The 12670-nt window shown below is 47.8% G+C and carries 10 protein-coding genes; 6 read left to right on the forward strand and 4 right to left on the reverse strand.

Translation table 11 applies throughout. The annotated features are described in order from the left end of the window. Positions 1-53: 53 nt before the first annotated feature. Positions 54-1460 (forward strand): TolC family protein, encoded by a 1407-nt coding sequence (locus tag NATSA_RS06880; RefSeq protein WP_210511276.1) that lies wholly within the window; start codon positions 54-56, stop codon positions 1458-1460. Between the two features lie 145 nt (positions 1461-1605). Beyond that, a complete protein-coding gene (locus NATSA_RS06885; RefSeq protein WP_210511277.1) occupies positions 1606-2154 on the forward strand; it encodes a Tgt2/MlaC family protein in 549 nt (182 codons plus the stop codon). A 26-nt stretch (positions 2155-2180) separates the two neighbouring features. Here NATSA_RS06885 and NATSA_RS06890 read toward each other — a convergent pair whose 3' ends face one another. The 3 genes from NATSA_RS06890 to NATSA_RS06900 form a co-directional block, all read right to left on the reverse strand. Beyond that, positions 2181-2972, reverse strand: coding sequence for a glycosyltransferase (locus tag NATSA_RS06890; protein ID WP_210511278.1), 792 nt, complete (start codon positions 2970-2972; stop codon positions 2181-2183). 13 nt (positions 2973-2985) lie between these two features. Then, positions 2986-4092 (reverse strand): glycosyltransferase, encoded by a 1107-nt coding sequence (locus NATSA_RS06895; RefSeq protein WP_210511279.1) that lies wholly within the window; start codon positions 4090-4092, stop codon positions 2986-2988. Between the two features lie 151 nt (positions 4093-4243). After that, the gene (locus NATSA_RS06900) at positions 4244-5353 is read right to left on the reverse strand and encodes a hypothetical protein (RefSeq protein WP_210511280.1); all 1110 of its coding nucleotides are present in this window, start codon (positions 5351-5353) and stop codon (positions 4244-4246) included. Between the two features lie 319 nt (positions 5354-5672). Between NATSA_RS06900 and NATSA_RS06905 the strand changes: the two genes are divergently transcribed. The 4 genes from NATSA_RS06905 to NATSA_RS06920 are packed head-to-tail and all read left to right on the forward strand — an operon-like array spanning position 5673 to position 11070. Beyond that, positions 5673-8180, forward strand: coding sequence for an efflux RND transporter permease subunit (locus NATSA_RS06905; protein ID WP_210511281.1), 2508 nt, complete (start codon positions 5673-5675; stop codon positions 8178-8180). A gap of 10 nt (positions 8181-8190) precedes the next feature. After that, the gene (gene recO / locus NATSA_RS06910) at positions 8191-8940 is read left to right on the forward strand and encodes a DNA repair protein RecO (RefSeq protein ID WP_210511282.1); all 750 of its coding nucleotides are present in this window, start codon (positions 8191-8193) and stop codon (positions 8938-8940) included. A 4-nt stretch (positions 8941-8944) separates the two neighbouring features. After that, a complete protein-coding gene (locus NATSA_RS06915; RefSeq protein WP_210511283.1) occupies positions 8945-10471 on the forward strand; it encodes a Do family serine endopeptidase in 1527 nt (508 codons plus the stop codon). Positions 10472-10518: 47 nt separating this feature from the next. Next, positions 10519-11070: a hypothetical protein gene (locus NATSA_RS06920; RefSeq protein WP_210511284.1), complete on the forward strand. Its 552-nt coding sequence runs from the start codon at positions 10519-10521 to the stop codon at positions 11068-11070. 64 nt (positions 11071-11134) lie between these two features. Here NATSA_RS06920 and icd read toward each other — a convergent pair whose 3' ends face one another. Next, positions 11135-12385, reverse strand: coding sequence for an NADP-dependent isocitrate dehydrogenase (icd, locus tag NATSA_RS06925; RefSeq protein WP_210511285.1), 1251 nt, complete (start codon positions 12383-12385; stop codon positions 11135-11137). Positions 12386-12670: the final 285 nt, after the last annotated feature.

A 12670-nucleotide genomic window follows, 5' to 3' on the forward strand; every position in this document is an offset into this window, starting at 1 on the left:
CCGGGAGCTTTTTTTTTAGCTGTAATCAGGCATTCAAGCTTATCTACCGCACCATGCGTACTATCCTCATTCTGATATCGCTCTCTTCATTTTTCCTTTTCTGTCTGGCGCCCTCTCAACTTTCAGCCCGTGATACCGTGCGCGTCACCTTCGGAGAATTTTCAGAAATAGCGAAAAACTATTCCTCCAATCTTGAAGCCCAGCAACGCAATGTTTCACTGGCTCAAAACAGAATAAAACAGGCGCAAAACACACGCTTCCTGCCCAACTTGAACCTCACAACTGCTCATGGACTTGTTCCGGGCGTGAAATCGCAGGACCCTGATCTGTCATCAGGACAGTATTATCTGGATCCCGATCTTGAAAATGACTGGGAAGACTGGGGGATATTTACTCAGGCTGAAATCAGTGGAATTCAGCCAATATATACCTGGGGAGCGATCGGAAATGCCATTAATGCTGCTCAAAAAGGAGCTGACGCCGCTCAGTTTGAATATGAAGCGGAAAAGGAATCTTTTGAAATACAACTGTTTGAGCTCTATCAGTCAGCACTGCTTGTCAGAGAACTCGGCAGGCTGGTGGATGATGCAAAATCGCAGCTCCGCGAGGCTGAACGCGAACTGGAGCGGCTTCAGGAAGAGGGTGATGAATCCATTGAAGAAAAAGACATCTTCGAGTTTCGCATTTTCCAGGCAGAATTTCAGGCTCTTATCAGCGAATTTACGCAAACCAGAGACTTCGTACAGCGTTCCTGGGACCTGGTTCTCGCAGCCGGACCAAATACTGTTTTTTTACCGGCAGAACGCTTTTTTGATCCGGTGCCTGTCCAGATCCAGGAGTATGATTTCTACAAGAACAGCGCTCTTCAAAACCGGGCGGAACTGAAAGGCATAGACGCAGCACGTCAGGCGGCTCAATACGGTGTTGATGCCGCACGGGCGGAATATTATCCAAGTCTAGTACTGGGTCTGAGCGCTGGATTCGGTTACACCCCGAACCGGCCGCGTCAGACAAATCCCTTCATCAGAAACACCACGAACTTCCTTTCTGCCAGGGTTGGTTTCGGCTTTCAGCAAAACCTCAATTTCCGGCAAGTCAGCACAAACGTTGAACGATCCGAAATTCGTAAACGCCAGGCGGACGATTTCCATGATGCTGCAAGGGACGGCATCCTTCTTGAAATAAGCGACCGCTACAGGGAAGCAAAAATCAAGGAATCTCAGAAGGAAAGCAAAAGCAACGCGCTTCGTATCAGCAACGAATGGCTCAGAACCGAACAAATCGACTTTGATATCGGTTTCGGTGATATTCAGAATCTTGTAGATGCTGTCAAGAAACAAATGGAGCTGGAGCTGGAAGTGGCTGAACTTACCTTCGACCTGAATATAAAAATTGCCCGCCTCCACCGCTCGGCAGGTTTGTCGCTTGATGATTTGATGCCGGATACTTCCGGCAGGTAACTGAGCGTTAGCTTAATCAGCTGCTCGTTGTTTTTCCGAGTCGCGAAGACATACCAACATCAATGAATCAACCCGTACTGACATGCAACGATTGACGCTCATTAAAACTTTTTTCCTTGCTATCATATTGACAACAGCACCGGCTTTGGCAAATACCTTGTCCTCTGATGACCGGAAAATGGAGATCAGAAATATTCTCGAAGAGCGTGATGATCAGATAAAGGACCTTCTCGGCCCGGAAGGAACGGATTATACCGATGAACAAAGAGAAAAACTGCGCAGCATCGTCAATGACATGATGGATTACCGTGAAATGGCCCGTTTCGCACTGGCAGACAAGTTCGACGAGCTTGAAAGCGAAGAGCAGGAAGAATTCACGGAGCTGTTTTCAAAGATAATCCGCGATCAGTCGCTGCGTCAGCTGGATATCTATCGTGCCGAGGTGGTATACGACGACATAGAAGTTGACAACAGTTCAGCCAAGGTTACAACTACGGCTATTCTTGACGATAGCCGGATCCCGGTACTTTATCGTATGAAGATGAAAGAGGGGGAGTGGGTTATTACTGATATGTCCGTTGATAATGCCTGGACAGCAGAGTCTTACAGACGGTCATTTCAGAATATTTTGAGAAGAAGGGGCTATGACGCGCTGATTGAAAACCTGCGCAGGCGTGCCGAGCAGGCAACATGATCATTGCGTTATCATTGCGTTCAGAATCACGGTTGGTTACTGATGGAAGCAATAACTCCCAGTTTCTGAGATTCTCTTAAATACATTTTGAAGCTCTCACGCTGCTTTTCACTTAAACGGAACCGGCGGTGCGACAACATGTTTTTGCCTCTTAACGTAATCCATACTGACTGCAAAACATCACCCGTACCACCACTGAACCGTGATAGAAACTGTTTTTTTGACGCAGGACTGCCGGCATCAAGATTTCTGATCAGCAGATGCGCATGATCTTCGCCAAGCTTTTTTCCGGCTGAATCACTCCATCGTTTCAGAAAAGCGAGATCCGGATTCTTTTTAACAGCCGGGTAGCGAGATCCGGTTCGGTTGCGGTGCATGATGCTTCCGGGATAACCATATGATGGCGAATCTGCTATCGGGTGATGCACAAATTCAGGGAGGTCAAGATGCAGCAGCGTACTGCCAAGCAAAGAGTATTCATTTCCACCGGCGGAAATAGCACGCCATTGCTCCAGGATACGGTCCGGATGGTGCCAGTCCTGCTCTTCCCAGTGAATTACATAATCACCATCGGCATGATCAAGTCCCATATTTTTCAGATAAGCACGTGACCTGCCATCATTCTTTTTTATGTAGCGTAATTCGTCCGGTGCGATATCTTCCAGTAATGGTCCCAGATCCGCTTCACCGTTATCTATCACAATCAGCTCTTTCTGCTCCCAGGTTTGTTGCTGATAGCACAGAATAGCACGTGCCGCTTTTTGAGGATCGGTCCCTGCCAGCATCAGACAACTTATCACAGGATTTGCTGTTTCCATAGCAATAATTTTTTTACCGTAAATGGCTTTTATGTGACATGTGCTCAGGTACCGAAGACCGGACAATTTTGATCATCTCACGTATCGCAGAAACACTGGATTCGTGATGCCACCGTTGCGTGGCATGTCTGCGTGCTGCTTGAGATAGCTTTTGCATCCGCTCCGGATTGTCAAGCAGATCGTCAATTTCCGTCAGGAAATTATCATTGCTGACTCTCAAGCCAATATGGTCCGGCAAAATATCCTCATCTACAACATCAGCAAAGGCTACAGGAGGGACACCGCATGCGGCTGCCTCTGCTATGCTCTGGGGATGAGAATTCCGGTAGCAAGAGTGGAAGAAAAGCTCGCCTTTATTCAATATTCCGGGCAAATCTTCATACGCTGTTTTCCCATACCATGTAATTTCCGGAAACTTCCTGCGGTAACGTTCAAACAGAGGCCCTCCTCCGATAAAGGCAACCTGCAGGCGTTTGGATAATTCAAACAGAGCATCATAGTCGCCTTCCGTGTCCGTATCCAGCCGTCCGGAGGCAATAACGGCAAACTCTTTCTCTGCATCAGCATCATGTGTAAAATGCCGGGTATCTACCGACTTTGGAAGATGGATCAGCTGATCCGGATCCACAACTTTCCGCCAGAAACGCAATGAGCGCCGTGTCAGCTGCCGACGCTGCCATTCTGCCTGATAGAGCACTGCGCAGGTGTGTTTGACAATCGAATGGTAGCATTCGTTTTCAAGTATTACGGCAAACGGAATTTTCCGGGGAATGAGAACTTTTTTTGCAAGGTCAATTCCTGCACCGCCCTCCAGACCGTTTATGACAAACAGGTCAGCACCGGATTCTGCTGCCGATTTATTCATATAAGCTGATGTATGCGTATCAGGGGCACCGTTTCTCTGGTCAGCTTCGAAAACTTTTACAGGAAGAGGAGGAAGATCATCATACTGCCATTGACTCTCTTCACGAACTTTCCCAACAACCCACAGCTCACTGGGATATCCCCGCTGAACTGTCAATGCCGGCATCCATTTGTCTCGCTCTGCAAATTCCAGAAACTCCCCGTTGTCGGCAAAATATCTGTAAAGAGGCTGTGATTGTACGTAGATAATATTCATGAGTCTTGCTTTTCCGGATCTCCCGTCAGTTTAAATGCATAATAAATCTAATATACAAAACTGAACTACATGACAAACACACCTTTGTACTTTTCAGGCAACTGAATCATATTTGCCGCTTACATAGACCGGCTTTTACCCGGGCAACCCCTCAGTGCACCATCTGGATATTATAATTCACAGGCATTTCTCCGTCAATCCTGCCTTTACCGACATATTCAATAATTTCGCCTCCAAGAAACCTTCGCACCAGTCTTTTGCGTATACCACTGAGTTCCTCCAGAAAGGAAACATGCTGAAAATGCTCCGTTCGCTCAAAGATGTGGGTATTTCCGGATTCATATTCAATTTTGAATGACTTCGGCACAGAATTTCCTCCCAGTCTGGAAGTTGATTCGATCTTCAGACTTTTTGGTTTCTCCAGGTGTACCGAAGATGCACTGTTTCGCAAAGCCAAACCAACCACACCTGCTTGTGAACGCTTTTTCGGAATCATGTAATAACCGACATCAAAGCCGTTTCCAACATGGCTGATATGACGGAAACCTTTGTCTACCATTTTGGAAGACAAATCTGTCTGATAAGTGTGGTCCATATAAGCCGTGCCCTGAACCGTCTTGCTTTTATCGTTTATAGTTACCGTACCACTGACAGAGGCCCGGGGGATATGAATGAACATTCCCATGTCATCATCACCGATTCTGAAGATGCCGTCACCCCAGGTGTATCCCGGGTGAATGTCGTCAAAATCCAGATCTATCAGATAGGATACACCGTCCTTTTCTGTCTTGAAATAAACACGGTGGCGTTCAGGAAGTTTTCCCTCAAAATAGATGTCGCGGCCCGTATGAAGGCGGATTTTGTGTTGTTCGTCATCAATAAAAAAATAGTCAAGATCGAATTCCCTGGCTACATTGTAGTTCTCGCCGTCGAAGTTCGAAACAAAAAGCCGGCCGCCGCTTACGGCACTTTTCATTGATCCGAAATTGGCCAGGGAAAATGTGATGTGAAGGTGAAGGTCATCCTCCAGAAAGACATGATATGTCCAGAATTCATTGTAATAACTTCCCGACTTGGTATGGGGAAGCATATCCGACCAGTCTGTTTTCCGCAACTCTCCCTCCGGATTATCCGTACTGAAATCAGCTTCAGCAGGCGTCTCCGGACGGGCCTGCCCGATAGCTGTGTCAGATATGAAGCTGATCACCAGCATCAGCAGGATATATACAACAGATGGAAAAATTAAACGTTTGATTGACATGATGGAACAGATATATCGGGCCATCCTGCTTCATACCGTTTTTTGACGCATTGCAATAAAAAACGATTATACATGAAAGGATGTTAGCGCTGTTTGTAATTGAGAACGTGTTTTGGAATGGCTGCAGAACCGTTTTTGATTTTTGATTTCTCACTTTGAAACGCAGCTTGCCGTCAGGATAGTGTAGCAAAGTTTTCAGTTACCGTTGCACCGGCTTGCTGTGAGCTATTATCCGGGATGCAAAAAAGCCGCATCCGGTTAGGAATCATTTTTTGTATTTTACTTCCCATTTTGATGTAGACAGGAATAAATTAAATTCATGAGAAAGTTACTCGCCCTGCTAAAGCCCCTTATAAAACTGAACTATCGCTATCCGGCACCGGTACTGATATTCTTTATCCTTCTTGCTGTCATTTCCGGTTTTTATGCTACACGTCTCGCTATCGACACCGACCTTGCAAGCCTGCTGCCCGATCACTATGAAAGTGTGCAGGCACTGGATGAACTCCGTGAATCAGTGGGAGGGGAAACTCCGCTTGAGGTGGTTGTCAATTCACCGGATTTTGAAGCCAACAAGGCTTTTGCGGAGGATTTTATTCCCCGTGCGATGGAGCTGCACTACGACCGGTTCAACGACAACTACGTCAACCGTTACGAATACCGCAGAGATGTTGAAGTTTTAAAGGATTATGCCGTCTACCTCGCCACGGATAATGAAATAGATGAAATTATTGAGTATCTCGAAGACGAACTGGAGCGGGCGCGGCTCGAGGCGAATCCGTTCTTTGTCGATTTTGAAGATGACTTCGATGATGACAAGGAAGATGAAGACCGGCTCAGACGATTTGATGAGCTCTACAACGAGCTTGTTCCTTCGGAATACCCGGTAAACCAGGACAGCACCAGTCTGGTTCTCAGCTTCTTCCCGACCGGATCACAAAATGACCTGAGATATCTTGATGATATGTTCGATGCGTTCGAGGAGCTGATCGCTGAAATGAACCCTGCGGCATACCACCCGGAAATGATCGTGCGGTCAGGCGGCAGGCTGGAACGGCATCTGATGGAACTCGATTCCATCATCAGTGATGTCATCACCAGTTTCGGATCCGGAATTACTGCTGTCATTCTGCTGGTCAGTTTCTATTTCATGATTAAACTGATCATCAACTACCGGAGAGGACATCAGCGTCACAGGCGCCACTCACTCTGGTCCCATCTTGTGCGGTTCCCCGTTCCCATAATGGTCATTGGCATCCCGCTTCTGATAAGTTTGTGTCTGACCTTCGGAATAACCTACTTTGCCCTGGGCACACTCAATACCATGACCTCAGTACTGTTTGTCATTCTTTTCGGTCTTGGTATCGATTACGGAATACACTTCTATGCCCGCTACCTCGAAAAGCGGTCCGCCGGCGAACCCGTCAGAAGCGCTCTGCTTAACACATACGATAGTACAGGCGCTGCAATAATGACCAGTGCCACAACGACAGCTGTGGCCTTGTTTGTGCTCATTTTTGCCGATTTCAGAGGATTTTCCGAGTTCGGTTTCATTTCCGGACTCGGTATTGTCCTGGCTTATCTCGCCATGCTCTTTATCATGCCTGCAATTATCACACTATTTGAGCGCTATAAGCTCATTCTTATTAATTCAAATGTGACCGAAACGACCGGTACAAAGAAGCAGCGAACCAAGTTTCCTTTCGCCAGGACAATATTTGTTGCCGGAACTCTTGTGGTTGCCGCAGTTCTTTTCAATACGGACAAACTCTCGTTTGAATACAACTTCAGTGTTCTTGAACCTGAGTTTCCCCGGTACGAAGAGTTCCGCGATATTCGCGGTGACATCAATCAGACGGGACGAAGGAACCCTGCTTACATTCTTGCAGATACTGACGAAGAAGTGAGAAATATCCTTCAAACCATCCGGCAGAAAAAAGAAGACAATCCGGAAACCACTATTCTGGATGTTGAAGCACTTCAGGAGCGCTTCCCGGTCAGTCCGGAGGAGGAACAGCATAAACTTGGCAAGATTGCCGAAATCCGGGAGCTGCTCGAAGACCCGTTTCTCGAAGATCAGGAAGGCGAATATATAGATATCCTCAGGAGAGCTTCCAAAGTTACCGAACCTCTGGATATCGAAGATGTTCCGGATTTTCTCAAGAACAGATTCCTCACAAGAGATGGTGAAATCGGCAGATTTGTAATGATTTATCCGGCAGTCGGACTTTCGGACGGAAGAAAATCCATCGCATTCAAAAATGAGATTGGGCGTATAGAAACCCCTGAAGGCAACGTTTATCACGCCGCCAGTACCTCCATTGTGGCAGCAGAGATGCTGGAACTCATGAGAGATGAGAGCCCTTATATGGTTGTGGCAACATTTGTTATGATATTTATACTGGTAAACATCGGTTTCCGCTCATTGCGATGGTCAATTATTGCGATGCTGCCGCTGCTGATAGGATTGAGCTGGACATTTGCCGCCATGATGATATTCGGACTCACCTTCAATATGTACAACCTTGTTGTTCTTCCTGCTATTCTGGGAATTGGAAACGACAATGGTGTGCACCTGGCCAACAGATACCGTGAGGAGGGGAAGAAAAAGATGTTTCCCGTTTTGAAAAGTACCGGTCAGCACATTACCATAGGATCCTTCACGACTATGCTGGGTTTTGCCGGCCTGCTGCTCACACAGCATCCCGGCCTCAACTCTATCGGTGTACTTGCCGTAACCGGAATAGGACTGACGCTGTTCTCTGCGCTAACCTATCTCCCGTCGCTGGTGCAGGTTCTGGAAGACAGGAACTGGATCCGCTTCTGATTATTCAGCCATGGTCGTCGACACACCCGTCATTATACTCAAATCGGTAAGTTACAGCGAGAGCAGTCTTATTGTGACGCTGCTGAGTCAGAAGCATGGCAAGATTGCTGTTATGGCAAGGGGGGCGCGGAGAAACAAAAACAAATTCGGGGGCTTGCTGGAGCCCGGAAGTATCCTTGAGGCATCGTATTATTACAAGCCCACCAGAGAAGTTCAGAATCTCAGTGACGTTTCCATAGGTACACCTACATGGAATATCCATAAAGACATCGGGAAGATGGCCGTCGGTCTCGGCACAATTGAATTGTGTGAACAGCTTTGCCATGCCCATGAACCCATGCCGGAGGTATTTACGTTTCTGTGTCAGTTTCTGGCCTGGTTGCACGGGACGAATGAAAATCCGAAAAACCTGTTTCCCTACATTCAGTTCCGTCTCGCTCAGCTTGTAGGAATCGGCATGGGATGGGATGAAGATTTTCCCGGCAGCGATGAACCACCTGTACCTGAAAAATGTTACCTGAATGTAGAAAACGGGTCCGTATCCTGCACTCCGGCAGGCCAAATGCATTTTCTTTTAACAAAATCCCAGGTACACTATCTGCGTTGTATCAGAAATAACAGGAAAAACCTTTTGCTAACTGAACCCTATCCGGCCACTGATATCAAAAATCTGATACACCACTTTGACGTCTATTTTCAGTATCATCTGGAAGGCGTCAGACCACGTCGCTCGGATACCATTTTCGAACAAATTCTCTGAACCCATGCCCCTGCACCAAAAACTGCTGACGGTTATACTGCTGCTGCTGACCGGCATGATGCTCGGCATATTGTTTATGATTTACCGGGGCTCATGGATGCCGCCTGAACGCGTGGAAGTCCGGTATACCGATGTAAAGAGAAGTACCGAACCCATTGATCCGGCTAAGGGCGAAGAACGCTACTCCCCATCGTTTTTATTCAATGACGTAGCCGAAGAGATCATCCCGGCCGTCGTCTACATAGAAAGTGAGATTTCCGTGGATCGTGATATGCCCGATGATGAATTCCATGAGTTCGAAGACCGGTTCTGGGAACGGTTTCTTCCCCGTCAAAGAGCACAAAGCATCGGTTCCGGTGTTCTGATATCCGGTGACGGGTACATACTCACCAATCATCACGTTATTCAGGGTGCCGAGGGGCGCGTCAGGGTGATGACCCACGATAAAAAAGAGCATGATGCGAAGATCATCGGCAGTGACCCATCGACAGATCTCGCGGTAATAAAAATCAATTCGGACCAGACCAGCGCCATTGTCATCGGCAACTCGGATCATGTCCGCATCGGGGACTGGGTTATGGCCATAGGAAATCCGTTCAGACTCAGGTCGACCGTCACCGCCGGCATCGTCAGTGCGACGGGAAGAGATGTCGATATCATCAGTGATCGTATGCGTATCGAGAGCTTTATCCAGACCGATGCAGCAATTAACCGCGGCAACAGCGGCGGCGCGCTGGTCAACACCAGGGGCGAACTGGTTGGAATCAATACGGCAATTGCCTCGGAAAGCGGATCGTATCAGGGATACGGTTTTGCTGTCCCGGTAAATCTCGCGATGAAAATCGGACAGGATATCATTGAACACGGCGAGGTTCAAAGGGCATATCTGGGGGTGGAAATCGTTTCGCTGGATCATGACCGCGCCAAAAGAGCCGGACTTGACAAGGTCGAAGGTGTTGAGATCCGCAACCTGGCACCGGAGGGAAGCGCCGACCGTGGCGGGTTGAAAAGGGGGGATGTAGTGCTTGCCGTGAACGGCCACACTGTCGGTGAAGCAAACCGGCTGCAGGAACGAATCGCCATGCTCCGGCCGGGAGATGAAGTCAGCCTGAAAGTCTGGCGCGACGGATCTGAAAAAGAGATTGCTTTTCCTCTGCTTGGAAAAGAGGATGAAGCTGTCAGAAAATGGGCCAGTGCCGATCCCGAACCCAGACGTGATGAGCAATTCCGGTTTGATCCGGATGAAGAGTCCGGGGTGCGGCAGTCCACTTTTGAATCCGGTTTCACGGTAGCTGAGCTGCCGGTTTCAGAAAATCTGTCTGAATACGGACTGGTTGTAATTCGTGTAGAGCCCGGTAGCAGCGCATATGAGTCCGGTATTCAGCAGGAGGATGTCATCCAAAAAATCAACAATAAAAAACCGGCCGGTCTCGATGAATTGTCTGAGGTAATGAATGATCTCCGAAGTGCGGAAAAAACCATTTCACTTGAATTGTACCGTGACGGGGAAACTATTGAAATTGAACTCTAGAAAGCGAATTGTTGCATATTAACTAACTTACTGAACTCATACTGTTTATGAACTCCCGTCTTAGTATCTTTTTATTGCTTGTCCTGACCCCGTCCCTGGTACTGCTGAATTCCTGTGAACAAATAGAGGCACTGACTTCTGATGATGAGGTTGAAGAGCCGGCTGAGGAGCCGGAGGAACCGGAAGAAGAAGTGGCAGAGGAACCGGATCCCGACTTGCCTGAATGGTACGATCCCGTAAACCCGGTTTATGTTGATGGAGATACGGTATATGTGATGACATCAGCCGTGGCAGCTGACTCTTCCGGTGCCAGATCAGCAGCAATGCGGTCCATGGAGGAACAAACCAAAGCCGCATGGTCTCTGTTGCTGGATGAACGGTTCTCCCGCGATGACCATGGTGAAACAGCTTCTGCATCTGACCAGGGCGGAGACCGGTACATATCAGCTTTGCTGTTTGACCATGATTCGGAAATCGGGGATCTTTCTCCCTCTGAAACCATTTGGTATTATGCTGAAGGGGAGACAGTCCGGTGCTATATACGGCATAAATACATGAAAGATGACATGTCCGGGGTGCTTGAAGACATCCCGGAATGAGTCATCCGGAATTCAATGACCGTGTTGAATCATGAACCTGTAACCCGGAGGTACCAGGTCATGCTCATTTCATATATTCAATGATCTTGCTTCCAAACTCCGAGCACTTCAGCAATTTGGCACCATCCATCTGCCGTTCGAAGTCATAAGTCACTTCCTTGTTGCTGATGGCCGTTTCCATGCCGTTCTCTATCAATCTTGCCGCTTCCGGCCAGCCCAGATGATCAAGCATCATAACGGCCGATAATATCAGCGAACCGGGATTGACCTTGTCCTGTCCTGCATATTTGGGAGCCGTTCCGTGTGTCGCCTCGAAAAGTGCGAATCCGCTTTGGTAATTGATATTGGCGCCCGGTGCAATACCGATTCCGCCAACACAGGCTGCAAGTGCATCCGAAATGTAATCGCCGTTCAGATTGAGCGTGGCAATGACATCATACTCGGCCGGACGCGTCAGGATCTGCTGGAGAAAAGCGTCGGCAATCACATCCTTGATGACAACTCCGCTGGGCAGTTCACACCACGGTCCGCCATCTATCTCTTTGGCACCATACTCCTCCTTCGCAAGTTCGTAACCCCAGTTTTTGAAGCTGCCTTCGGTATATTTCATAATATTGCCTTTGTGCACAAGCGTAACACTTTTGCGGCCGTGCTCAAGGGCATACTCGATTGCCGATCTCACCAGTCGTTTGGTACCTTCTTCAGAAACCGGCTTGATACCTATGGAAGCCGTATCCGGAAAACGGATATTGGTCGCTTTCATCTCTTCAATCAGAAACTTTTTAACCTTTTCCACTTCCGGCGTTCCGTTCTGATACTCTATGCCCGCATAAATATCCTCGGTATTCTCCCTGAATATGACCATGTCGGTCAGCTCAGGCTGCCGCACCGGACTCGGAGTGCCTTTATAGTACCTTACGGGCCGGACACATGCATACAAATCCAGAAGCTGGCGGAGAGCCACATTAAGACTCCGGATACCGCCGCCGACAGGAGTGGTCAACGGTCCTTTGATCGCAACCCGGTACGCTTTGATGGCTTCCAGTGTATCATCCGGCAGCCAGGTGTTATCACCGTAATGCGCAACCGATTTTTCACCTGCGTAGATCTCCATCCAGGAAATTTTCTTTTTACCGCCATAAGCTTTCTCGACGGCGGCATCTACAACCTTTTTCATTACCGGTGAGATATCCGTGCCGATTCCGTCACCTTCAATGAAGGGGATAACGGGATGATCGGGGACGTCCAGTGTACCATCAGCTTTAACACCAATAGCATTGCCGGTTTCAGGCACAGTAATTTTTTCAAATTTCATAGCGGTAGTAATCTGTAAGATTTTTGTTGGCTGTTTAAATGATGGTGAAATATAAAAAACTATGAATTAAGAGCTAACCACTGATTTTAAGCTTCTGTTGCCGACTCACAGAGATTTTGATTGCCCGTTCGAAAAAAAATGGAAATGGCAAGGTGTTCCTCTTAGAGTCCGGATTTAGTATATTACCTTCTATGTGACACACTACGAACCCGTTTAATTCGTAGTTGGTTATATCACAAACAAATGCAAGGATATGTTATCTCCGTTGATGGGCAGACGGCCCCG

This window comes from Natronogracilivirga saccharolytica (genome assembly GCF_017921895.1).
In the GTDB taxonomy this organism is placed as follows: Bacteria; Bacteroidota; Rhodothermia; order Balneolales; family Natronogracilivirgulaceae; genus Natronogracilivirga; species Natronogracilivirga saccharolytica.